Annotated in this window: 19 protein-coding genes; 9 read left to right on the forward strand and 10 right to left on the reverse strand. The window is 69.5% G+C overall.

The features are described from left to right. The first annotated feature begins 62 nt into the window (after positions 1–62). Entirely contained in the window at positions 63–764 is a 702-nt protein-coding gene (locus P5P27_RS09585; protein ID WP_231875761.1) for a VOC family protein, read from the forward strand. 47 nt (positions 765–811) lie between these two features. Here P5P27_RS09585 and P5P27_RS09590 read toward each other — a convergent pair whose 3' ends face one another. The 5 genes from P5P27_RS09590 to sfnG are packed head-to-tail and all read right to left on the reverse strand — an operon-like array spanning position 812 to position 6,301. Continuing rightward, positions 812–1,309, reverse strand: coding sequence for a flavin reductase family protein (locus tag P5P27_RS09590; RefSeq protein WP_062367848.1), 498 nt, complete (start codon positions 1,307–1,309; stop codon positions 812–814). Positions 1,310–1,331: 22 nt separating this feature from the next. Further along, positions 1,332–2,603: an LLM class flavin-dependent oxidoreductase gene (locus P5P27_RS09595; protein ID WP_278127353.1), complete on the reverse strand. Its 1,272-nt coding sequence runs from the start codon at positions 2,601–2,603 to the stop codon at positions 1,332–1,334. 19 nt (positions 2,604–2,622) lie between these two features. Beyond that, on the reverse strand, positions 2,623–3,825 hold the full coding sequence (locus tag P5P27_RS09600) for an acyl-CoA dehydrogenase family protein (RefSeq protein WP_062367849.1): 1,203 nt from the start codon (positions 3,823–3,825) through the stop codon (positions 2,623–2,625). A 42-nt stretch (positions 3,826–3,867) separates the two neighbouring features. After that, complete coding sequence (locus tag P5P27_RS09605) at positions 3,868–5,085, reverse strand: acyl-CoA dehydrogenase family protein (protein ID WP_278127354.1); 1,218 nt, start codon at positions 5,083–5,085, stop codon at positions 3,868–3,870. A gap of 43 nt (positions 5,086–5,128) precedes the next feature. Continuing rightward, entirely contained in the window at positions 5,129–6,301 is a 1,173-nt protein-coding gene (sfnG, locus tag P5P27_RS09610; RefSeq protein WP_006894983.1) for a dimethylsulfone monooxygenase SfnG, read from the reverse strand. Between the two features lie 236 nt (positions 6,302–6,537). Here sfnG and P5P27_RS09615 point away from each other — a divergent pair, with 236 nt between their 5' ends. The 3 genes from P5P27_RS09615 to P5P27_RS09625 are packed head-to-tail and all read left to right on the forward strand — an operon-like array spanning position 6,538 to position 8,515. Then, positions 6,538–7,164, forward strand: a complete 627-nt coding sequence (locus P5P27_RS09615; RefSeq protein WP_039866865.1) for an LON peptidase substrate-binding domain-containing protein — start codon at positions 6,538–6,540, stop codon at positions 7,162–7,164. 3 nt (positions 7,165–7,167) lie between these two features. After that, a complete protein-coding gene (locus P5P27_RS09620) occupies positions 7,168–8,154 on the forward strand; it encodes a pirin family protein (RefSeq protein ID WP_222111418.1) in 987 nt (328 codons plus the stop codon). Between the two features lie 16 nt (positions 8,155–8,170). Continuing rightward, positions 8,171–8,515, forward strand: coding sequence for a GNAT family N-acetyltransferase (locus P5P27_RS09625; RefSeq protein WP_006894988.1), 345 nt, complete (start codon positions 8,171–8,173; stop codon positions 8,513–8,515). Between the two features lie 55 nt (positions 8,516–8,570). Here the strand turns inward: P5P27_RS09625 and P5P27_RS09630 are convergent, their stop codons facing one another. From P5P27_RS09630 to P5P27_RS09650, 5 genes are all read right to left on the reverse strand, one after another. Beyond that, on the reverse strand, positions 8,571–9,854 hold the full coding sequence (locus P5P27_RS09630; RefSeq protein WP_006894989.1) for a flotillin family protein: 1,284 nt from the start codon (positions 9,852–9,854) through the stop codon (positions 8,571–8,573). Between the two features lie 49 nt (positions 9,855–9,903). After that, positions 9,904–10,410, reverse strand: coding sequence for a hypothetical protein (locus tag P5P27_RS09635; protein WP_006894990.1), 507 nt, complete (start codon positions 10,408–10,410; stop codon positions 9,904–9,906). A gap of 108 nt (positions 10,411–10,518) precedes the next feature. Next, positions 10,519–11,598, reverse strand: coding sequence for an NADH:flavin oxidoreductase (locus P5P27_RS09640; protein WP_006894991.1), 1,080 nt, complete (start codon positions 11,596–11,598; stop codon positions 10,519–10,521). A 37-nt stretch (positions 11,599–11,635) separates the two neighbouring features. Further along, positions 11,636–14,968 carry an arabinosyltransferase domain-containing protein gene (locus tag P5P27_RS09645; protein ID WP_278127355.1) on the reverse strand — a complete coding sequence of 1,111 codons (3,333 nt, stop codon included), beginning with the start codon at positions 14,966–14,968 and terminating at the stop codon, positions 11,636–11,638. Then, a complete protein-coding gene (locus P5P27_RS09650) occupies positions 14,961–18,221 on the reverse strand; it encodes an arabinosyltransferase domain-containing protein (protein WP_278127356.1) in 3,261 nt (1,086 codons plus the stop codon). Before P5P27_RS09650 ends, P5P27_RS09645 begins: the two co-directional genes overlap by 8 nt. 209 nt (positions 18,222–18,430) lie before the next feature. Here P5P27_RS09650 and P5P27_RS09655 point away from each other — a divergent pair, with 209 nt between their 5' ends. The 5 genes from P5P27_RS09655 (at position 18,431) to P5P27_RS09675 (ending at position 23,037) form a co-directional block, all read left to right on the forward strand. Then, positions 18,431–19,267 (forward strand): mycofactocin-coupled SDR family oxidoreductase, encoded by an 837-nt coding sequence (locus tag P5P27_RS09655; RefSeq protein ID WP_045538204.1) that lies wholly within the window; start codon positions 18,431–18,433, stop codon positions 19,265–19,267. 42 nt (positions 19,268–19,309) lie between these two features. Continuing rightward, positions 19,310–20,341 (forward strand): Atu2307/SP_0267 family LLM class monooxygenase, encoded by a 1,032-nt coding sequence (locus P5P27_RS09660; RefSeq protein ID WP_222111421.1) that lies wholly within the window; start codon positions 19,310–19,312, stop codon positions 20,339–20,341. Positions 20,342–20,376: 35 nt separating this feature from the next. Continuing rightward, positions 20,377–21,888, forward strand: coding sequence for an MFS transporter (locus P5P27_RS09665; RefSeq protein ID WP_006894996.1), 1,512 nt, complete (start codon positions 20,377–20,379; stop codon positions 21,886–21,888). A gap of 125 nt (positions 21,889–22,013) precedes the next feature. Further along, the gene (locus P5P27_RS09670) at positions 22,014–22,616 is read left to right on the forward strand and encodes a TetR/AcrR family transcriptional regulator (RefSeq protein ID WP_039866831.1); all 603 of its coding nucleotides are present in this window, start codon (positions 22,014–22,016) and stop codon (positions 22,614–22,616) included. A gap of 49 nt (positions 22,617–22,665) precedes the next feature. Continuing rightward, positions 22,666–23,037, forward strand: coding sequence for a hypothetical protein (locus tag P5P27_RS09675; RefSeq protein ID WP_101841569.1), 372 nt, complete (start codon positions 22,666–22,668; stop codon positions 23,035–23,037).

A 23,037-nucleotide genomic window follows, 5' to 3' on the forward strand; every position in this document is an offset into this window, starting at 1 on the left:
CCTGATGTGACCCCTCACTTTAGAAGCAGGAGTGCCGAGATCGCGTGTGCCACGATGGTTTCGTGAACTCGATCCCTGATCCGCTGTCCATCGCCGACGTCCACGTGAGCCTGCCGGTGGCCGATCTCGACGCCGCGTCGCGGATGTACGACCTTCTCCTGGGTGAATCCGAGGGGCTGCGCTGGGCGGCGTCGAATGCGACGGTCGCACTCCGGGACGGGCGGACCGACGCCGACGCGCACGCCGTCGAACCGACGGTCGACTTGACTGTCGCCGATTACGACGGTGCCGCAGCGCTCCTGCGTCGGCGGGGCCTGACCCTGGACGATACGGACGGCGCTGCGGCGATCGTCGGCGCCTCGCCGCTGCGCATCACCGCCGGCCCGCAGGTCCGGCCCACCGGCCGGATGCTCGACCACATCGTCCTCACCGCGCCCGATGCCGACCGGGCCGTCGCGCTCCTCGGCGGCCGGCTCGGGATCAACCTGCGCCTCGTCCGCGAGCTCGGCGACGGGATGTGCCAGCTCTTCTTCCGGACACGCACCGTCGTGATCGAGGTCGTCGCCGGAGCCCCGGACGCCGGCGACCGCCTCGGACTCATGGGACTGGCCTGGCGCACCGACGACATCGTCGCCGAACGGCATCGCCTGGCGGGCGCCGGCCTCGAAGTCAGCGATGTCCGCACCGGCCGCAAGGGAGGCACTCGCGTATGCACCGTCCGGGAACCGGCACTGGGCACGGCCACCCTGCTCATCGAGCAGTAGGCATCGCGCAGTAGTCAGCCAGCAGCAGCGACTTCCGCGCCGAAGGCTCAGTCCGCTTCGAGCGCGGACACGCGGTGCCACCGGCTCCGGTAGAAGACCAGCGGATCGACAGTCGGGTCACCGGAATGTCGATCGACGGCGAGCACCGCGATCACATGGTCGCCCGCGGTGACGATCTGCCGCGGCCGGGTGACGAACACTGCGGCGGCTCCGTCGAGCAGAACGGCGCCGCCGGCCTCACGGCGCCAACCAAGACCGTCGAATCTGCGCGGAGCCGCTCGACGGAAGGCGTCGGCCACCGGCGGCTGGTCCGCGGCGAGCACGCTCACTCCCCACTGCGGCACAGCCGAGAGCCGCGGGAGCGTGGTCGACGTCGCAGCGATGTTGACCGACACCAACGGCGGGTCCAGTGACACCGAGGTGAACGAACTCGCGATCAGGCCGAACGGTCCGTCCGCATCGACGGCGGCCACGGTGACCAACCCGGTGGGGTAGCGGGCCATGGTTGCCCGCAACGTCGGCTCGGTTTCGAACGCGGTGGTCATCACCAGAGTCCTCCCCGCGGCGTCAGTGTGCGGCCGTCAGAAAAGGCGCGGCAGCGACGCGTCCGGGACTGTTTCCCGGCACCGCGAACAGACCGCGCAGCACCAACTGCGGTATCACGCCTTCCCCGAACCAGTACAGCTCTTCCAAGTGCGGGTAACCCGACAGGACGAACTCATCGATGCCCAGCGCGGCGTACTCGGCGATGCGGTCGGCCACCTCGGCATGACTGCCCACTAGCGCGGTGCCCGCGCCTCCGCGCACCAAACCGACACCCGCCCATAGGTTCTCGGCCACTTCCAGAGCCCGCGGATCGCGCCACGATCCGTCACCGCGGTGGGCGGCGTGCAGATCGCGCATCGCCGCCTGTCCCGCCGACTCGCTGCGTGCCAGGCCCTCCTGGGCGGCGCGAACGGTGTCCTCGTCGAGCGCTGCGAGCAGGCCGGCTGCCGCGGTCCACGCCTCGTCCGCGGTGTCCCGGGAGATGACGTGCAGCCGAATGCCGAATCGCACCGTTCGGCCCCGCTGCGCGGCGAGGCCGCGGATCCAGTCGATCTTCGCCGCCACCGCCGCTGGCGGCTCGCCCCAGGTCAGGTAGACGTCACTGTGCCGCGCGGCGACGGGACCGGCCTCGGGAGAGGATCCGCCGAAGTAGAGCGGGATCTCCTCTGCGGGCAGCCGATGCAGCGCTGCGTCGTCGACCTGCAGGTGCCTGCCGCGGTGCGTCACCCGTTCGCCGCGCCACAGTCCGCGGACCACGGTCAGGAACTCGTCGGTGCGGGCGTAGCGCGAGGGTTTGTCGAGGAAGTCGCCGAACGCCCGCTGTTCATGGGGCTCGCCGCCGGTGACCACGTTCAGCAGGAGCCTGCCGGGCGCGTGCCTGCTGAAGGTCGCAGCCATCTGTGCGGCAAGAGTCGGGCTCACCAGCCCCGGACGGAGGGCGACCAGGAATCCCAGGCGCTCCGACTCTCGCGCGATCATCGCCGTCGTGAGCCAGGCGTCCTCGCACCAGGCACCGGTGGGCGTGAGTGCCGCGGTGAATCCGAAGTCCTCCGCCGCGCGCGCGATCGAACTCAGGTAGCCGATCGAGGCGGGCCGATCGCCGCGGGCGGCCCCGGCCGGAAGCCCGTGTCCGCCGCCGACGATGAACCGGGAATCGCCGTAGGTCGGCAGAAACCAGTGGAGCTTCAGTGCGGGGCGCTCGGTGTTCGACTGCTCTGACGGACTCGCGACCGGAGCTGTCGGGATCGCGGACCGGTTGGCCGTCACGGTGGTCGAGGAGGGGGTCTGTGCCATGTCTTCTTCCTGTGGAGGATCAGATGTTGCCGTGGGCGGGGGGCCGGGTGCCCGCGAGCGCCCATCGGCCGAGATGAGCGAGCTTCCATCGCTCGGGATCGTGAAGGGTGTGGGTTCGCGCGTCGCGCCAGTACCGCGAGAGGTTCGACGCCGCCGCGGCCGCCCTGGTGCCGCCGAAGTCGAACAGCGCCTCGCCCGCATGCCGGGCCGCACGCCCGGCGGCGACCTTGGCCGCGGCCGTGGCCAGCGACGCCTCTGCGACGAGTTCGGGCGGCTCGCCTGCGACTTCGGCCGTCTCGATGGCCCGGACCGCGGCGTCGAGCAGAGCCCGCGCCGCGCGGACCGTGAGTTCGAGTTCGCCGGCCGAGGCCAGCAGGAGGGGATCGTCGACCGCGCGCTCCACGCCGGCCTCGAACCAGGGACGAGCGCGTTGCGCGGCCTCGGCTCCGGCCGCCAGCGCACCGGAGGCCAGACCGGCGTCGACGGCGGCGTGCAGCAGCTGCGCGCGAGCGCCATACGTGCTCGGTCTCTCGAACAGCTCGTCGAAAGCCACCACCTGCTCCGGCTCGACAGGAACATCGTCGAACTCGACCGTCCCCGATGCGGTGGTCCGCTGGCCGACCGCGTCCCAATCGTCGAGGATCGACACGCCTTCGGTCTCGGCCGGCAGATAGACCAGAACGCGACCGCCGTCGGGGCCGAGGGCGCGCACCGCCAGCAGATCGGCGAGGACCGCACCGGTGCAGTAGAACTTCTTGCCCGACAGGCGCAGTCCGCGCGCTGTCCGAACCACGCTCGTAGCGTCGTCCACGGCTGTCGCGCCGCCGCGCTCGCTCTGGGCGTTGGCCAGGCGCGCACCGCCGGCGACCCGTCCGAAGACCTCCTCGGCGAGTCCGGGCGGCGCGAGCCGCGCGAGGGCGTCGAGGAAGGTGAAGTGGCTCTGGGGGATCTGCGCCAGGCTCGGGTCGACGGCGGCCAGTGCGGCGATGAGCCCCGCCGCCGACCCGATGCCCAGACCGTGTCCGCCGTACTCCACCGGAACGGTGACCGCCAGCAATCCCGCCCCCGCCAGGAGATCGAGCTCCGCGCGGGGAAGTACGCGGTCGCGGTCGCGGTCCGAGGCGGTGCGCGCGATCTCCGGCAGCAGGCCCGGCAGAACGGTGGCGATTGGATCGGCTGTGACGGCGGTGGTCTCTGCGGCTCGACTCGAGACGGGACTCATGGTGGAGAGGACCTCTGGGTTCGACGGCGGACGGTGGTCGGTTCAGCTGTACAGCGTGAACTGCGGGGCGCGGCGGTTCAGCGTCCAATCGCCGACCTCGCGGGCCTTGTATGCGACCGGATCGTGCACCGTGTGCGTTCGCAGGTTGCGCCAGTGCCGATCGAAGCCGTAGGAGGTCGTCGTCGCGCGAGCTCCCTGGATCTCGAACAGCCGCGAAGCCACGTCGAGGGACACCTTGGTCGTGACGTACTTGGCCTCGGCGATCGCGATCGCGGCTTCGGCACGCTGGTCGGGCGTGAGGTCCGGGCCGATGTCGAGTGCGCTCTGCAGCGCCTCACCCGCGTGGTCGGCGAGCAGCGCCGCGGCGGTGACCTCGGCGCGCAGCGCGCCGACCAGCTCGAGGATGTACGGATCGTCGGTCGCGCTCTCCAGACCGGAGGTCTCCCACGGTGAGGCGTGCAGGCGAGTCCAGTCCAGTGCCTCCTCGAGTGCACCTTCGGCGGTGCCGATGTAGAAGTTGACGAAGGCCAGCTGCCAGTGCGGGGTCACGAGAGTCTGATATGCGCTCGGCACGCGTCCGGTCAGCGGATCCTCGCCGAGGATCTCGCTGCGCTCGATGCGCACACCGTCGAAGACCACTCCGCCGGAGTCGGTCAGTCTCTGGCCGATGTTGTCCCAGTCGTTCAGCGGTGTGAACCCTTCGCGCCGGGCCGGGATGGACAGGAACACCAGGTCGCCGTCGAGTTCGGCGGTCACCGACAGCTGGTCGGCGACACCGGCTCCCGAGGCGAAGGTGCGCCGGCCGTCGAGCCGGAAACCGGACCCGTCACGGGTGAGCGTCAGACCGGATGCGCCGCGCGGATTCTGCACGCCGCCCCAGAAGGGCTTGAACTGTGCGTTGCGGCGCGAGAGTTCGTCGGCCTGATCGGCGGTCCCGAACAGGTGCGGTATGCGCTGCTGTGCGTAGTGGTAACCGAGCAGGTGCGCGATCGAGGTGTCGCCGCGGGCGACGTGTCGGGTCAGTTGCTGCGACTGCGAATAGTCCAGTCCCGAGCCTCCGTACTCCACCGGCTCACCGACCTGCAGCAGGTCGGCTTCGCGAAGCAGTTCGATCTCGGCCAGCGGCGGCTTGTTCGCGCGGTCACGCTCGGCGGCGGTGGCCCGCAATTGCGCCGCGACGAGGTCGGCGCGGCGCAGCGCGGCGTCGAACCGGGCCAGGTCGTCGGACGCGGGCGGTGCGGTGTGGTCGGTGACGGTCATGGGTTGCCTTCTTTCGATCCGGATGGAATGAGGAGGTGGGAGCTCACCGGGCGGCGAGGACGCCGTGACGGGCGAGCTCGGATTCGAGGCGGCCGCTGACGGCGAGGTCGTTCTCGAGATCGCGAACGATCGGCAGGATCTTCTCGCCGAAGTAGACGACGTCCTCGTGGTAGTGTAGAAAGCCCAGGAGCAGCAGATTCACGCCGCGGGTCTTGTAGGCGACGATGCGCTCGGCGATCTGTTCGGGTGTGCCGATCAGTCCGGTGCGGAAACCGTCGTTGTACTGGACGAGGTCGGCGAACTCCGAGTCCTGCCACATGCCCTTGCCGTCCGAGGTGGACGAGCCGGCCTGCTTGACCGCGGATCCGAATCCCTCTACCGCCTCGCGGTCCGCCTTGTCGACGATCTCTCGGAGCACGTCGCGGGCCTCGCTCTCCGTGTCGCGTCCGATGAGGAAGCCGTTGAGGCCGAACTTGACCGTGCGGTCGTGCAGTGCCGCTTCGGTGAGCACGTCGCTGACCTGCTCGCTGATACCGTCGAAGTCTCTACCGTTGCTGAAGTACCAGTCCGAGACCCGACCGGCCATCGCTCGAGCCGCGGTCGAGTTGCCGCCTTGGAAGATCTCCGGATGCGGGCGTCCGGGCAGGTCGAGCGGCTTCGGCTTCAGATCGAAATCATGGAGACGATAGAAGTCGCCCGCGAGGTCGGCGTGGTCGTCGGTCCAGATCCGCCGTAGGTAGGTGATGAACTCCTCGGCGCGGCGGTAGCGTTCGTCGTGCTCGAGCCACGGCTCGCCGAGCTTGGTGAACTCGTCCTTGAACCAGCCGCTCACGACGTTGACCGCGGCGCGGCCCCCGGACAGATGGTCGGCGGTGGCGAGGAACTTGGCGAGGACGCCCGGGTGCCAGAGCCCGGGATGGACCGCGGCGATGACTTTGAGCCGCTCGGTGGCGAGCAGCAGAGCGAGCGAGAAACTGGTCGACTCGTGCTGGTACGCGGCACCGTACGAGGCCGTGTAGCGGACCTGGCTCAGTGCGTAATCGAAGCCGTTGTTCTCGGCGAGCCGGGCGAGAGTGCGGTTGTAGTCGTACCCCCAGTCGGTGCGCTGTTCGATACGGGAGACGACCAGACCGCCGCTGACGTTCGGCACCCAGTACGCGAACTGGAGCGGCTGATACGCGGTCTCGAGACGACGGTCGGAACTGTTGGTGGACATGACGAATAGACCTCCGGTGAGGTTGGTGACGAGAGTTCGGTGAAGCAGGACTGGGCCGGCGATCGGCGCCGCCGGATCGGGCGGAGCGGATCAGGCGGGACCGATCAGCGACATCGGCGGGGTGAGTACATCGGCGCGAGCACGTTGACAGTGTGCTGTTCGCACGGGAAGGCCGACAACCATTCGAATCAGGGTGGGTCTGACCGACCGCGGGTAGGGTGATCGGCGTGAGGGAGATGCCGATGTTTCCGCTGGGCGCTGTGCTCCTGCCAGGGGAGCAGCTGCCTCTCCGGATCTTCGAACCCCGTTATGCGGCAATGCTTCCCGTGGTGGAGAAGAACGGCGGCGAGTTCGGTGTCGTGTTGATCGAGCGCGGCTCGGAAGTCGGCGGCGGCGACGTGCGTTCGATGGTGGGCACCGTGGCGAGGATCGACCGCCTCACCGACGCGGGACCGGGCCGCTACTCCTTGCTCTGCAGCGGAACCTCGCGCATCCGGGTGACCGAGTGGCTGCCCGACGATCCGTATCCGCGTGCTCTGGTCGAGGATCTCCCCGAGCCGGACACCGGCCCCGTCGAGTGGTCGGACGTCCTGGAGAAGCGGGCTCAGCTGCAACTGCTCTGCGGGCAGGGCGGCCGGAAGGATCCGCAGTTGCGGTGGATCGCCTCGCAACTCGCCGCGCCGGTCGACTACGGCGACGGCGACCCGGTCACGGAGACGTTTCGCGCCGCCTCGGATCTTCCACTCGGACCGGCCGACCGGCAGAGCGTGCTGGAGAGCCCCGATCCGGGATCGCGGATCGATGTGATCGACGCCGCGCTCGACGACCTGATCGCAGCGCTCAGATTCAGATTGAGGGGTTGATCGATGAGCAACATGGAGGCACAGCCCGCCGAGGTGGAGTGCGGTGCGACGCCCGCGGCCGGTGTGGAAGTGATCGAACCTCGCCTGGTGCCGCTCGGCGGCATCCGGGCGATGAAGGTGAACCGGACGTTGCCGACACGTGATCGATCGATGATCGGCGCCTGGTGCTTCGCCGACCATTACGGTCCCGAACCGGTCTCGCAGTCGGGCGGGATGCGGGTGCTGCCGCATCCGCACACCGGACTGCAGACCGTGAGCTGGCTGTTCGAAGGAGAGATCGAGCACCGCGACAGCGCGGGGGTGCACGCGATGGTGCTGCCGGGGGAGATGAACCTGATGTCCGCCGGCCGCGGGATCAGTCACTCCGAGGTTTCCACACGCCGGGTGGAGACGCTGCACGGGGTGCAGCTGTGGGTCGCGCTGCCTGACGGCGCCCGCCACGGGGAGAACGGCTTTCAGCACTATCGTGCACCCTCGGTGGACCTGACCGATGCGTCGGGAGCCGTGGTCGGCAGCATGAAGGTATTCGTGGGCGACTCGGGCGGATCGTCGGCGGAGATCGTCACGGCAACACCGCTGCTCGGCGCGGAACTGTCGATCGACCCGGGCGCGTGTGCGGTCTTGGAGGTCGACGAGTCCTTCGAGCACGGTGTTCTGCTCGACACGGCCGCCGCGGAGGTCGGCGGAGTCCGGATCGGGCGCGCTTCGCTCGCCTATGTGGGCCCGGGGTCCAGCCGGCTCGAAGTGCACAATCCCACGGACCGACCGGCACGCGCGGTGCTGCTCGGCGGCGAGCCCTTCGCCGAGGACATCGTCATGTGGTGGAACTTCGTCGGCCGCGACCACGACGAGATCGCCGAGTACCGCGAGGAATGGCAGCGGCGGTCGGAACGTTTCGGAACAGTGGGCGGCTGGGGAGCCGACGAATGGATCCCAGCGCCGCCGCTGCCGAACACTCGGCTGAAGCCGCGCAGGCGGACTCGACCATGACGAGAGGGGACGGGCGATGACCGACGCAGGACACACCGACGCAGAACGCACGGAGGTGGTCCGGAACGACGCGCTGGGCCGTTACGAGATCCTGGTGAACGGTGAGACCGCCGGATTCACCCGATTCATCGACCGTGGAGACCAGCGGATCTTTCCACACACCGAACTCGACGACCGGTTCTCCGGTCGCGGTCTCAGCTCCGTCCTGGTCCGTGAGGCGCTCGACGACACCCGGGCCGCGGGCCGGCGGGTGGTGGCCGTCTGTCCGCTCGTGGCCAAGTATGTGAGCAAGCATGAGGAGGTGGCCGATCTCGTCGATCCGGTGACCCCGGACATCCTGCAGTTCCTGCGGGGCGAATAGACCACCGGGCCGGGGCAGCGCTGCCCCGGCCCGGTGGCCCGTCAGTGATCCACCGTCAGTGATCCTGGGGAGGCTCCGCCGGCGCGGCGCGCCCGCTTCCGTCGGTATCACTGGTCCCGAGGTCGGACAGCATCTGCGCGACGTCGATACCGGTGGCGCCGCGGATCAGCTCCATGGTGCTCACCAGGCTCGATCCCGCGCCCTTGGCGACCGGGCTCACCGAGTCGCCGACCAGTGTGATGTTCGCATCGGCCAGCGGTGCCGAGGCCGCGCGGACGATGTCGGGGAGCTTGCTCAGCACCAGTTCCAGCTGGCCGACCTCGTCGAGCTTGCCGAGCGCCTCGGCGCGCTTCTCCAGGGCGTCGGCCTCGGCCTCGCCGGTGATCCGGATACCCTCGGCCTTGGCCGCCGCCTCGGCGATGATCTCGGCTTTACGGGCCTCGGCCCGCTGTTGCGCCGCATACAGCTCGGCTTCGGCGGGGCGGCGCACCTCGGCGTCGAGCTGTGTGTCGCGCAGTCGGGCGGTCTGCTCGGCGACCTCGTTGTCCTTCTCCACCTGAATGCGCCGGCGTTCGGCCTCGACCAGCGGGCGGACCGCGTCGGCCTCGGCCGCCGCACGGTCGGTGGCCTGGCGGGCGGCTTCCCGCTCGATGTCGAGCTCGCGCTGCTGCTCGATGATCGCCTGCTCGTTCTCGATGCGGCTCTGTTCGGCCACGCGGTGGGCCACGGCGCGCGACCGTGCTGCGATCGCGGCCTGATCCGATCGCTCCTTGGCGGCGAGGTCGGAGAAGTACTGGCCGTCCGAGTCCTGGACGTCGTTGATCGAGAAGCTGTCGAGGATCAATCCCTGGTTGCCGAGGATCTCCTTGATCGAGCGCGCGACCTGGTCGACGAGTTGCTGCCGATCGACGAGGATGCTCTTGGCGGTCATTGTGCCGACGATCGACCGCAGCTCACCGGAGAGCTGCTCGGTGACGAGGGCCTTGACCCGGTTGAGGTCGTCGCCGAAACGCGGACCCGCCTTGAGGATGGCTTCCGGCGTGTCGCCGACCTTGACGACCGCGACGCCTCGAACCTTCAGCTCGATGCCGTCGTTGGCCGGGGTCGAGGTGTCCAGATCGGCCTTGACCGATGACAACTGCACCCGGGTCGCGCGCTGCACCACCGGAAGCACGAATGTTCCGGTTCCGCGATACACCTTGCCCTCGTGCCCCTTGCCGGTGCCGGTGACGATGAACGCCTCTTCCGCTCCCGGCACGCGGTAGCGCGACAGCACGAGCAGGACGATGAGGACGAGTAGCACCACGATGGCCACTACGGCGCCGATGACGGCTCCCATCTTGCGGGTTCCTTTCGTTGCCCCGGTTCCGCAGGGAACCGGGTGGGGATCAGTCGGTGAGGGAGATGCGGGCGACGACGTAGTTGTCGCCGCCGTCGATGCGGTCCACGATCACGGCCTCATCGTTGTGTTCGAGCGGGGCGTCGGAGGTGACCGTCACCTGGCGGGTGCCGAGCGGCGTCCGTACCTCACCGATCCCGAAGCGGCCGGGAGTGACGGGTTCCACGATGCGTACCGCCGAACCGATGAGGTCGACGTTCGGCAGTTCGGCTTCGGCGCCGACGAGGTACCCCAGAACGACGACGGCCGCGACCGAGAGCACCACGCCGGCGAGCGCACCGACCAGCAGTGCCGGCCAGGTCGCCGTCTCGGTGAACGTCAGGAGCCCGCCCGCGAGCAGGCCGAACCCAGTGGCGAACGGGGTGACAATGGACAGCAGTCCGGCGCCGGAGTCGCCGAGGTGAACGTCCACGCCGCCGGCATCCACACCGAGGACGGACAGCAACGTCAACACCAGACCGACGCCGCCGACGATCAACAGCACGATTCCCAGCACGCATACCCCCGTCTGCAGTCACCTGTGCCCCCAGTGTGACACACCGTTCAGAGCCGACCATTCGGACGGGCGACCGGCGCGTGTGGCCGGAACCGCGGGACGCCGGCCTCAGGAGGAGAGCACGAAGTCGTCCCAGTTCGTCGACAGGTACTCGAGAAACGCCGGACCGACGGACTCGGCGCGCATGTGATCGGCAGACACGGGCTGCGGCGTCGACGTGAACGCGGGGTCGGCGACCACTCTGGCTGCGAAATCGTGGTGCAGGATCCCGGCGGTCCCGATCAAGACGAAGTCGGCGCCGGCGTCGAGGCTCTCGCGCACTTGAGCACCGGTCAGGATCTTCCCGGCGACGCCGAGACGGGTGCCCCCGCGCGGCAGATCGGTGAAGTGTTCGAGCAGAGTGCGGTCGCGGTGCTCCTCCTCGGCCGGGTGTTTGAACGCGTCCCACATCGACATGTCGAGGTAGTCGAGCCGTCCCGAGGCGAGAACCTGAGCCGCCAGCTCGCGCGACTCGGCGAGCGGAACGCCGTAACGCTCGGGCGAGAGTCGCAGGCCCAGCTGAAAATCCGGTCCGGTGGCGCGACGGACCGCATCGACCACCTCGTGGATGATGCGGAATCGGTTGTCGGCGCTGCCGCCGTACTTGTCGGCGCGGTGATTACTGCGCGCGTCGAGGAACTGGCAGAGCAGGTAGCCGTGGGCCCCGTGGATCTCGGCCCCGTCGAAACCGGCCTCGGAGGCGAGGACTGCGGCTTCGGCGAACTCCTCCACGATCGCCTCCACCTCGGCGGTGCTCAGTTCCACCGCCTGCTTGGCGGCATCGTTCCACGGCGCCACCCGGACGGGGTCGAACTGTCCGTCGCCGCGTCGCCCTCCGTGCTGCAACTGGATCGATGAGACCGCTCCCGCCGCGCGCAGCCCGTGCGCCAGCCGGGTCAGTCCGTCGAGGTGCTCGGGGCCGGCGACGCCGAGCTGTCCGGAGAACGAGTGCCCCCGGCCGGACACCCATGCCGCGCATGTCATCACCATGCCGAAGCCGCCCTCGGCTCTCCTCACGAGCCAGTGGTACTCGTCGTCCGAGAGAGTGCCGTCGGCATTGCTCTGCAGATTCGTCAGCGGAGCCAGGGCGATGCGGTTGGCCCAGGCGGGGCCGCGTGCGAAATCCAAGGGAGAGGCAGGTGTGATCACCGTCCCAGGCTACCGGGGTGCCTTCGACTGTCCCGATTCAGTTGCGGATCACCCGCATCGGCCCGGGAGTCCAGAGACCGGTGTGGTCCTCGTGGGTGACGGTGAGTTCGGCGTCGTGCTGCGGCAGGAGCGGGGTGAACCGCTGCAGTGAACCCCAGTCACGGCCCCAGTCGTTCTCGAGGTAGGCCGGGACCTCCGTCTGTCGCAGCTCGTTCTCGGTGATGCCCAGCGAGCCGCCGTAGTCGCCGGCCATCCACTGCGCCGAGTTCACCCGTTCACCGACCGCATCGGGGGTGATGCGCCACTTCGGCGTCTCGAGGATGCCGTGCACCACGCCGGCCGGGCGCTGGCAGGGGAACGCGAACGCGACTTCCCAGTCGAGCAGTACCGGATCATCGCTGCCGACGAGCGAATTGAGCGTCTGCAGTCGTGTGGCACGCGGTGGCGTGACGGCCAGCCAGGCATCGTAGCCCGGCGAGGTGTCCTCGGCGACGATCCGGACGACGGACGCGCCGGGAGGAATCTCGGCCATCGGGAACCGCAGGTTGCGCCACTGCGGTGCGCCGCCTGCGTCGTACGGTGTCAGGGACGCGACGGTTGCAACGGTGCCGTCCGGCTGCACCCGTCCGGCTTCGAGCCGCAGTTGCTGGCCCGGATGCCGGACCGCCAGTTCGTCGATCGACTCCACCGCACCCGCGGCCGACAGGGTGATCAGAGGCCGATCGTCGGAGCGTTCGGGCAGCTGGTACCAGTCCGAGGTCAGGCGGCCGGTCCCGGCGGGCGCACCGAAGCTCCCGAGCACCGGCACCCGCTGCGGGTCGAGACCGAAGGGCAGCTTCACCGACGAACCGTTGACACCACGGCTGACCGTGGTGCCGCCACTGGTGTCGGAGGTGGTGTCGGCGGTCGTCGAATCACCGGTGGTCGACTGCCCGGTCTGATCCTGGTCGACCGCTTGGGCGGGATGAGCGTCGGTGTCACTGCTGGACGTGTCGCTGTCGTCGGTCTCCAAGTGCGTCGGCACGCCGTCGGATGAGAACCCGGCCGGGGGCGTCGCTCCGCCCGCGAGGGCCTGGCCGGCGCTCGCGGGCCGCTGGCCGGCCAACTGCGCCGGCGCGAGAAGACCCGTGTTCGGATCGGCCTCCACCAGCACGGCGTCGGCGAGTGCGCACGGGCGCCCCTGCAGGGACGCGATGTTGGAACTCGCCCAGGTCCACGAATCCGATTGCGTCCTGGCCGCTTTGCCGAACGAGATCATGTTGAAGGCCAGGATCACCGCGGAGACGATCACGAGGGAGTACATCGGCAGGTCGGCCATACGGCTCGGCTCCGGGCGCCGGAAGGGTTCCGCGGCGTCGGCGAACTGTGCTCGGCCGTCGTCCCGGTAGTACTGCCACAGTCCGACGGCCGTCAGCAGTACGGCGACGGCGAAGATCGGCCAGAAGAAACCGATGCCGGCGATATGCGGCGTGTCGTCCGACCACGGGATGCCGTAGCTGCCCACATACCACCACTGGTTGCGGCCGGCGAAGGCCACCGCGAGCGCGTACGCCGACGCCGCGGCGAAGAACGTCCGGTTGCATGGGCGCCGAAGCACACTCGGTTTCAGGAAGGCGGTCGCGGCCGCGGCCAGCGGCCCGGCCAGGCAGGCGAAGATGCCCATCTGGTGGGTCGCCTTGGTCGGGACGAAGGCCAGCACCGCCACGGCGCCGCCGGTGACGGCCACGAGCCGCCACAGGGCCGCGGTCGCCACACCCGGCACGCTGTGCTTGCGGACGAGGACGAGGACGACGAGCAGCACCGACAGGATCGTCACGAAGATCCCGACCCGGCGCGCGATGGAGCCGTCGGGTGTCGGATTGAGCAGGATGTAGTACCGCATCGCCTCGGTCCACCAGTGATTGGTCGGACCCACGATGCCCTGAGCCTGCACGCCCTCGACGATCGTGGCGAGCGGCTGGTCGGCGAAGATCTCGTACAGGACGGCCAGACCCGCCGCCACAAGGGGCACCAGCATCGGCGCCAGCCCGTCGCGACGCCGCCGGTACAGCACCCGCTTGAGCATCGGCCGGAGCCCGGCCAGCAGCGCGACCGCCGCGACCGCGCCCACCGGGTGGATGGTCAGGGTGAAGGCGGCCGAAACGATCGCGAGACCGAAGGGGAGCAGTCGGCCGGTGGCGATCGCGCGTTCGACGAGCACCCAGGTCAGCAGGATGCCGACGGTGATCACCGGTTCCACGCGCAGGCCGTTGTTGAACGGCAGCCACACGGCGAGGAAGGCCAGGGCCGCGGCCCAGCGTGCGACACCGGAACCGGCGATCGTCCGACCCAGTCGCGGGATCGCCACGCGGCTGATCAGGAACCATCCGACGATCGCGAACAGGAACGGCAGCAGGCGCAGCCACGGGATCGCGGTGCTGACCTCCATCCATTTGGCCAGGTACTGGTAATGCCAGCCGAACGGGTCCTGGGGGACACCGAAGTACCGGTAATAGTTGTCGAGGTAACCCGCGCCGGGCGCCACGCGCCCGACCGTCACCTGATAGCCGTCGTCGGCGGTGTTGCCGCCGATCATCAGCCAGATCAGCAGCACCGCGGTGACGAATCCGTCGAGCACGGTCGGTCGCCACCAGCGCCGAGGCAGCAGTCGGCGCAGGCGTCGCCCGTCCCGGGCATCGAGCACGGCGAGTGCGATGAGAGACAGGATCGTCGCGACCACGCCGACGATCAGCAGGGTGCGTTTGAGCGGGGTGGGGCTGGTGCTGAACCGGGTGTCGACGGTGGAGCGGAAGCTCAGCCCGGCGGTGGGGGCGGTGGCCGGCAGGTCGGTGTACACGCCGATGATCTGCGGCCGCGCGTTCGGATCGCGGATGTCGAAGGCCGAGTCGGGGACCGTCAGTCCCTCGACGTCGCCGCGGGTGCCGGCGGTGTCGGCGTGCACGACGATGCGGCATTCAGGAGTGCGCTGCGCCTGCTCGCGCGGGATCGTCATCAGCACGGCGTTGCGCTGGGTGACCAGGAGGTTGTCGTGGGTGGCGCTGATGAACAGGCCCACCTTGCGCGCGTCGACACCGGATTTCGGCACGGTCGAGAGCAGCACGCCGCCGTCGGCCGGCAACAGCGATGCCAGCGAGCAGGGCACGGTCGCATCCATCGACACGGGGTTGTACGAGACGTTGGGCGCCGCGATGTTCGCCACGGTCGGCGCCGACGTCGACGACGTGGCTTGCGGCCAGGTGATCTCGGTCTTGGCGTACGTGACCGGCAGGAACGGCGACGCGAGGGCGAGCAGGATGCCGATGGCGCCGGCCACGACGGCGACGATCCGTGCGATGCGGACCGTCCGGGGGCTCGGTGTCCGATCACTCATCGGTACCTCCAGCCACGATTGTGCTCGGATTGCGCCAGCCGGCCTGCCGGACTGTCGCGGTGGTCAACGCAGCGGCCGGTGCATCCGGCACGAGCGGTTCGAGTCTCACGAGGTTGCCCCAGTCTCGGTACCAGTCGTTCTCCAGGTAGGTGGCCATCGTCGACGGCCTGGTCAGCGACTCCGACACCGACAGGATTCCGCCGGAGGACGCGGCCTGCCAGCTCTTCGACGTCGAATAGGTCGTGGTCCGGTCGGGTGTGATGCGCCATCGGGGAACGTCGTACACCCCGTCGCGCGCGGTCACCGGCTGCTGGCAGGGGAACTGACTGCCGACCGACAGGTCCAACAGCACCGGTTCCCGGCTGCCGACGACGTTCTGCAGGGTCTGCAGCCGCGGGGCACGCGGCGGGGTGATCGCCAGCCACTCGTCGGGACTCAGGTTCGAGTCGACGGCGACGATCCGCATCGCGGTCGCCGACGGCGGGATCGCGGCCATCGGGATCCGCAGGTTGCGCCACGGCCGGTTGGGGTGGTCGGGACCCGGATCGATGGGAACGAACGGCGCACCCACCGGGGTGAACTCCCCGTCGGTGTCGACGCCGAACTCGACATGCAGATCGCGGCCGGCGGTCACGGCCCCGTCCTGTCCCACGGAGAAGACCGAACCCGCCGTGGTGATGACGATCAGCGGAGACGTAGTCCGGTCGGGGAGCCGGTACCAGTCGGTGGTCAGTTCCGCCCGGCCGTTGTCGAAGCCGTAGCTGCCGAGCACCGGAGTGGTGGCCGGATCGAGACCGAAGGGCAGTGCCACGGTGCCGCCGTTCGCGGTCTCCGGACCGGTACCCCCGGTGGTACCCGCTGGAGCGCCGTCGCCGGAGTACGAGTGGCCGGGCGTCGCGGTGCGGAGGGTGCCGGCGCCGAGCCGGACCGGATCGGGTGTCAGATCGTCGGCGACGCCGTCGGGGGAGAACCCCGTCGACTCCCCGGCGAGCGCCCGCGACGCGTCGACGGCCCCGACCGGCTGCAGCATCCCGACGTTCGGATCCTTCTCGACGAGCACGCGGTCGGCCATCCCGCAGGCGCTCCCGGTCAGGGCGCGCGCGTTGGCGCTGAACGCCGTATAGGTGTCCGAGCGGCTCAGCGCAGCCTTGCCGAAGAGTGCGAACTCGGCGAGCACCAGCGCTGCGGCGATCAGCAGGACCGGCACCGCCGATACGATGCGGCGCCGGCGGACCGCTGCGGCCGACGGGGGACGTGCGGTGTGCGGCCGCACGCTGACCCAGACCAGCATGAGGAACGAGAGCGCGGTCAGCACGAGGAACAGCGTCGACACCGGTCGTCCGGCGAGGACGGGAGCCTTGTCGAACCACGGGATGCCGTAGTCGTACGACCATCCCCAGGCGTTGTCGCCGGCCGTCGCGACGGCACACGCGCCGACCAGCACGGTGACGTACGTCCAGAGGGTGCGCGGCGCATGCGCCGACACCCGGATCATCGCCGCGGTGGCGACGGCGGCACAGGCGGCGGCCAACCCGGCGAAGATCCCGAACTGGACGGTCCACTTCATGGGCACGAACGAGAGCAGACCCATCGTGAGGAGGACGCTGCCGATCAGTCGCCACACCGGGCCGCGTGCGAAGCCCGGCAGGCGGCCGCGCCGCATCATGACCGCGGTCGTCAACCCCAGTGTGGCGAGCAGGAGCAGCACCGGTACACGACGGGCGAGGGCACCGTCCGGGGTCCCCAGCGTGAGGAAGTAGTACCGCATCAACTCCTGGTACCAGGACAGCGTCGGGCCGACGACGTACCGGACCCGGATCGCCTCGACGACCGCGCCCAAGGTCTGGGTGCGGAAGACCAGGAAGCAGATGAGGGAGACGGCCGCGGCGACGGGCGCGAACAGCGGCAGCAGACCGTACTGCCCGCGCAGTGTCCGGACCACTCGCAGCATCGGCCGGGAGCCGACGATCAGAACGGCGACGGCGATGACGCCCTGCGGTCCGGTGGCGAGTGTCAGCAACGCGACGAACGTCGCGAGCGCCGCGGGCAGCAGCCTGCGTGTCGCGATCGACGTCTCGACCAGCCACCAGGTCGCGAGCGATCCTGCGACGATGATCGGCTCCGGCCGCAGGCCGCTGCAGAAGGCGATCCAGAACGCGACGAACACCGCGGCGGCGCTGAACACCGCCCACCGTGAGGATCGGATGGCGGCGCCCAGACGGGGTAGCAGGACGCGGCTGAGGATGAACCACGACACCAGCCCGGCCACCAGGCCCGGCAGACGCATCCAGACGCCCGCGGAACTCACCGTGGCCCAGTGGGAGAGGAAGGAGTAGTACCAGTCGAACGGCGCCTCGGGGACACCGAAGTAGCGATAGTAGTCGGACAGATACCCGGCGTCGGTCGCGTTGCGGCCCATCACCATCACGTAGCCGTCGTCGGCGGTGCCCGCTCCGAGGACGTGCCAGATCAGCAGGGCGGCGGTGACGGTGAGATCGGTGACGCTCGGTGCGACGAGCCTGCGGAGCGGTCGGCGCCCGGCGGTCGGCGCCCGGAAGCGCGACACGGCGTCGAGGCGGCTCAACGCGAACAGCGCCACCAGGGCGGCCAGAACACCGATGACGATGACCGCGGTCTTGAGCGCGGTTCGGGCGACGTCGAAGGCGTTGTCGACGTCGACGTGCACGGTCAGGCCCTGCTGTGCCCGTCGCACGGCGTCCCCGGACAGATCGGTGAAGACTCCGGCGACCGCCGGCCGGGTGGCGGGATCACCGTGCACCGGTGCGCCGGCGCCGACGAACTGAGCTCCCAAGGAGTCCTCCGACGCCCAGAAGCGCAGCTGCGAACAGTTGTTCAGGCCCGCGCGGTCGATGCTCGTCAACGCCGATCCGCGCACGTTGACCGTCGCACCGGAAGGACCGGACGTGACCACGAGGGCGGTGTCGCGGATGTCGCGCGGCGCCGAGGCGGGAACCGTCGACACGACGACCGCGGTGGAGCCCTCCGCCCCCGCCTCCCGGAGCACCCGGCAATTCACCGTGACGTCGAGCCGCCGGGCGGTCTGCGTCGCCAGGGGCGCCGTGACCGACGCATTGTCGGCGGAGATGCTCTGGCCCCGCGGCCAGTCGAACGACGATGTCCGCTCGGTGACCGGCAGGAACGGTGTGGCGATGGCAGCTACGAGGGCGACCAGACCCGCGACGGCGGCGATGACCGCGTACCCGCGCGCGGTCACCCTGTGTGAAGTACTCATCGGGAGTGAGGATAGGCGCTGTCTCTTAACCTTCACCAAGAGCCGCGCGGGGCAAGCCGCACCGGCGGTGCGGCCGAAGGCACTGTCGCGGGACGCGATCCCGCTCAGTGGGCGCACGGACTCGCCGCGACTGATAGATGTGGTGTGTCCTCTGGACAGACGAGTTTCGATCGACGATCCGGACGCACGTCCGGCGGCAAGGAGACGGCATGGACGACTTCAGCAATCGCGTGGCATTGGTGACCGGAGCCGCACGCGGTCAGGGACGTGCGCACGCGATCGCGTTCGCCGAACGGGGCGCGGACGTCGTCGTCTGCGATCGGTGTGCGGACAGCCCCGCGATCGCCTACCCGATGGGCACCGAGGAGGATCTCGCCGAGACGGTCCGACTGGTGGAGGCCACCGGGCGGCGATGCATCGCGGTGAAGGCGGACACCGCCGATCGCGCGGCGATGGAGGCGCTGGTCGCACGCGCCGAGAACGAGCTGGGCCGCGTCGACGTCGCAGTCGCCAACGCAGGCGTCTCCGGCACGTCGCCGATCACCGAGGCGTCCGCGGCCGTCTGGGAGGAGGTCATCGGCAGCAACCTGACCGGTGTGTACAACACGCTCGCCGCGGTAGCGCCCGGAATGATCGCGCGCGGCTACGGGCGCATCATCACCATCTCCTCGATGCTCGGTCGGAGCGCGGCACAGGGTCAGGCCGCGTACGGCGCGTCCAAATGGGGCGTCATCGGCATGACCAAGAGCGTGGCGCTCGATCTCGCCGCTCACGGGATCACGGTGAACGCCATTGCGCCGGGCAATATCTCGACGCCGATGGTGCACAACGACGCGCTGTACTCGGTGGTGCGGCCAGACCTGGACGCACCCACGCGCGCGGATGTGGAGCCGGTGATGGCGATGCTGCACGCGCAGCCGATCGCCTTCCTCGAACCCGAGGAGGTCACTCGCGCGGTCCTGTTCTTCGCCGCGGAGGCCAGCGCCCACATCACCGGCACCGTGCTTCCCGTCGACGCGGGCGCCGCCGCCCGGGTCTCGAGCTGACGTGCGGGAATCATTCGGTCCACGGTGATCGTTGACCCAACCGTGAACCACATCGAATTCGGCCTGGACACCTTCGGCGGAGTGACCCGCGACGCACACGGACAGCCGGTGCCCCACCCGCAGGTGATCCGTGATCTGGTGGACGATGCGGTGGTCGCCGATGCAGCGGGCCTGGACTTCTTCGGCGTCGGTGAACATCACCGGCCCGACTTCGCGGTGTCGAGTCCGGAGATGGTCCTGGCCGCCATCGCTTCGCGGACCGAACGGATCCGGCTGGGTTCGGCCGTGACGGTGCTGAGCTCCGACGATCCGGTCCGCGTCTTCGAGCGGTTCGCGACGCTCGACGCGGTCTCGAACGGCCGAGCCGAGATCGTCGCCGGCCGCGGGTCCTTCACCGAGTCGTTCCCGCTCTTCGGGTACGACCTCCGCGATTACGAGGTGCTGTTCGAGGAGAAGCTCGCCCTGCTCTCGGCGCTCTTGACCGAGGAGCCGGTGACCTGGTCGGGCAGCACCCGCGCCTCGCTGTCGGACCAGCGCGTTTACCCGGCCACCGCCCACGGCATCACCGCGTGGGTGGGCGTCGGCGGCAGTCCCGAATCGGTGGTCCGGACCGCACGATACGGCTTCGGGCTGTTCCTGGCGATCATCGGCGGACCCGCCGACCGCTTCGCCGGTTACGTCGACCTGTTCGAGCGCGCGCAGGATCAGTTCGGCGTTCCGCGCAGGCCGGTGGCGGTCCACTCGCCGGGGCTGATCGCCGATACGGACGAAGCGGCCCGGAATCTGGTGCGCGACGGCTGGTTCGAGATGCGGGAACGGATGGGGCGTGAGCGGGGATGGCCGCCGCCGGCCGCGGGCGACTTCGAGCGCGAGATCGAGACCGGATCGCTGTACGTCGGCTCCCCCGAGACGGTCGCAGAGAAGATCGCGGCGACTGTTCACACGTTGAAGGTCGACCGCTTCGACCTCAAATACGACCAACCGGTCACCCACGACGACCAGCAGGAGTCCATCCGGCTGTACGGCGAGAAGGTGGTGCCCGCGGTGCGTAGGATTCTGGCTGACCTTGCCTGAGATTGCACGATAGCGACGACGAATCGAGCGACCCGATGTCAGTGCCCGCAGCCGAACCCGTCACCGAACCCGATCCCCGCCGCTGGAAGGCCCTGGTCTTCATCTGTCTCGCACAGTTGATGGTGGTTCTCGACGGCACGGTGGTCAACATCGCCCTGCCCGATGCCAAGCGGGATCTCGGAATCAGCACCGCGAACCAGCAGTGGGTGATCACCGCGTACGCCCTCGCCTTCGGCGGACTGCTGTTGTTCGGCGGCCGCGTGGCGGACATGTGGGGCCGCCGCCGGGCGCTGATGATCGGCCTGGTCGGATTCGCCTGCGCATCCGCGGTCGGCGGCGCGGCGGTCAATGAGGCGATGCTCTTCGCCGCGCGAGCCGTGCAGGGGGCCTTCGGAGCCCTGCTGGCGCCCGCGGCGCTCTCCCTCCTGACCGTGATGTTCACGCAACCGAAGGAACGTGCACGCGCGTTCGGCGTCTTCGGCGCGATCGCCGGCGGCGGCGCCGCCGTCGGCCTGCTCCTCGGCGGCCTGCTGACGCAGGTGCTCGACTGGCGCTGGACGATGTACATCAACGTCGCGATCGCGGCCGTCGCGCTGCTCGGCGCGGTCTTCGAAATCAAGGAGCCGCCGAGGAGCACCGACCACGTCGTCAAGCTCGACGTGCTCGGCGTGGTGCTGGGCGGCTCCGGGCTGGCGCTGGTGGTGTACGGCTTCAGCCGGGCCGCGGAGAAGGGCTGGGCCGACGGCGGGACGCTGACCTGTCTGGTGGCGGCGGTGGTGCTGCTCGCTCTGTTCGTAGGCTGGCAGTGGAGGTACTCGTATCCGCTGCTTCCGCTGCGCGTGGTCGCAGACCGTTCGCGCGGCGGCGCGTACCTGACCGTCGCGCTGTCCGTGATCGCGATGTTCGGATCGTTCCTGTTCCTGACCCTCTACATGCAGACTGTGCATCACTACACTCCGCTGAGTGCCGGGTTCGCGTTCCTGCCCATGGTGTTCGGCATGCTCATCGGGTCCACGCAGGTGGCGGCCCGCTTGATCACCCGCGTCCCGCCGCGGTATCTGCTGGTGCCCGGCGCCTTGCTCGGGTCGTGCGCCATGCTGATCCTCGCGCAGGTCTCGGCCGACGCCACCCGATACTGGAGCGTGATCTTCCCCGGTCTGATCATTCTCGGCTTCGGCATGGGAACGGTGTTCATGACGTCGATGAACCTGGCGACCTTCGGAGTCGCACCGTACGACGCGGGTGTCGCTTCGGCGATGGTGAACACCTCGCAGCAGGTCGGCGGCGCCGTCGGGACTGCGTTGCTGAACACGATCGCCGCGAACGCGGCCGCGCGCTACATCACCGATCACCGGGACTCGGTCCGCGGCCCCGCGGACATTCCTCATTTCCAGGCTCTCGCCATGGTGCACGGCGACAGTGTCGGTTTCTATGTCGCGGCCGCCATCCTCGCGTTCGTGGCAGTCGTGGCGGGATTGCTGATCAACGTCCGACACCCGCTCGGGCTGAACACCGCGAGTCCGGAACCGGCCGCCGCACCGGTCTGAGCGGGCCGCAGGGCCGCAGCCGACTTGGAATCGATTCCACCGTTGGAAGTCGATAGGGTGGGTCCGTGACTCCCAGTGGCGTACGGAAGCAGTCGGCGTCGAAGCCGGGGGACGGGCAGGCGCCGATGACGCGTACCCAGCGGCGCGCCGCGGCGACGCGTCAGGCGATCGTCGACGCCGCGCGCGAACTCGTCGCCACCCGCGGCACCGATGCGCTGACGCTCGATGCGGTCTCCGAAAGCGCGGACGTCGCAGTCCAGACCATCTACAACAGGGTCGGCGGGCGGTCGGCGTTGCTCACGGCGGTGGCTGAGCAGGCGATGAGGGAGAGCCGGGTCTACATGGACGCCGCCTACGACGCGGAGGGGACCGCAGAGGAACGCCTCCTGCTGGCGGCCGCCGCCTACGCCAAGTTCGCCAGGGAACGGCCGCACGAGTTTCGCATCCTTGTGGAGCCGCCCGACGAGCCGGACGCCGTCGCCCACATCGCGGAGCTGACGGGGGAGCAGAACGCCAAGCTCGCGGCGACCATCCGCGCGGGCATGGCCGACGGCAGCGCCCGCTCCGATCTCGATCCGGACGATCTGGCGACAGCCTTCTGGGCCACCCTCAACGGACTGCTGGCACTGGCCTGGCGCCCCGGGGCGCTGCGTGCCGACCACGATCGGCTCGACCGATTGCTCGCGACGTACATCGCCACCGTCGCCGACGGGCTTCGCTCGCGCTGAGCGACCGGCGCGGCGTACGCTGATAGGCCCGAGCAGCCAGGAGACGACGATGTCGATGCGCCCCAGCCCCACTGTCGTTCGGACCGCTGTCGTTCGGACCGCCGCGATCGCGGCGGGGATCGGAGCCATGGCGCTCTTCGGCTCCGCCGGCCAGGCGGCCGCGGACGTCGCTCCGGGCTCCTACACGTCAACGACCTCGTCGTCCGGGATCGTCCTTCTGCAACGTGATGCCCGCGTCGAGGGCGATCAACTGGTACTCATCGGGCGGTACCCGATTCATCGGACTGCCACCGGCGGCTATGTCGACCTCTTCCCGGGACATCGCGTCATTCTCAACAGCGACGGTCACGGCGGCTACCGGGGCCCGGCCTATTTCGGCGGCACCGTCATCGGCGCGATCACTCTCACGCCCCACCGCTGA

This window comes from Gordonia sihwensis, from assembly GCF_029632925.1.
Classification (GTDB): domain Bacteria; phylum Actinomycetota; class Actinomycetes; order Mycobacteriales; family Mycobacteriaceae; genus Gordonia; species Gordonia sihwensis.

Coding starts and splice junctions, on each gene's coding strand:
- P5P27_RS09650 (WP_278127356.1), bottom strand. CDS start 18,221: ATGAGTACTTCACACAGGGTGACCGCGCGCGGGTACGCGGTCATCGCC.
- P5P27_RS09590 (WP_062367848.1), bottom strand. CDS start 1,309: ATGACCACCGCGTTCGAAACCGAGCCGACGTTGCGGGCAACCATGGCC.
- P5P27_RS09665 (WP_006894996.1), top strand. CDS start 20,377: ATGTCAGTGCCCGCAGCCGAACCCGTCACCGAACCCGATCCCCGCCGC.
- P5P27_RS09595 (WP_278127353.1), bottom strand. CDS start 2,603: ATGGCACAGACCCCCTCCTCGACCACCGTGACGGCCAACCGGTCCGCG.
- P5P27_RS09645 (WP_278127355.1), bottom strand. CDS start 14,968: ATGAGTGATCGGACACCGAGCCCCCGGACGGTCCGCATCGCACGGATC.
- sfnG (WP_006894983.1), bottom strand. CDS start 6,301: ATGTCCACCAACAGTTCCGACCGTCGTCTCGAGACCGCGTATCAGCCG.
- P5P27_RS09630 (WP_006894989.1), bottom strand. CDS start 9,854: ATGGGAGCCGTCATCGGCGCCGTAGTGGCCATCGTGGTGCTACTCGTC.
- P5P27_RS09620 (WP_222111418.1), top strand. CDS start 7,168: ATGAGCAACATGGAGGCACAGCCCGCCGAGGTGGAGTGCGGTGCGACG.
- P5P27_RS09615 (WP_039866865.1), top strand. CDS start 6,538: ATGCCGATGTTTCCGCTGGGCGCTGTGCTCCTGCCAGGGGAGCAGCTG.
- P5P27_RS09605 (WP_278127354.1), bottom strand. CDS start 5,085: ATGACCGTCACCGACCACACCGCACCGCCCGCGTCCGACGACCTGGCC.
- P5P27_RS09675 (WP_101841569.1), top strand. CDS start 22,666: ATGTCGATGCGCCCCAGCCCCACTGTCGTTCGGACCGCTGTCGTTCGG.
- P5P27_RS09625 (WP_006894988.1), top strand. CDS start 8,171: ATGACCGACGCAGGACACACCGACGCAGAACGCACGGAGGTGGTCCGG.
- P5P27_RS09670 (WP_039866831.1), top strand. CDS start 22,014: ATGACGCGTACCCAGCGGCGCGCCGCGGCGACGCGTCAGGCGATCGTC.
- P5P27_RS09600 (WP_062367849.1), bottom strand. CDS start 3,825: ATGAGTCCCGTCTCGAGTCGAGCCGCAGAGACCACCGCCGTCACAGCC.
- P5P27_RS09655 (WP_045538204.1), top strand. CDS start 18,431: ATGGACGACTTCAGCAATCGCGTGGCATTGGTGACCGGAGCCGCACGC.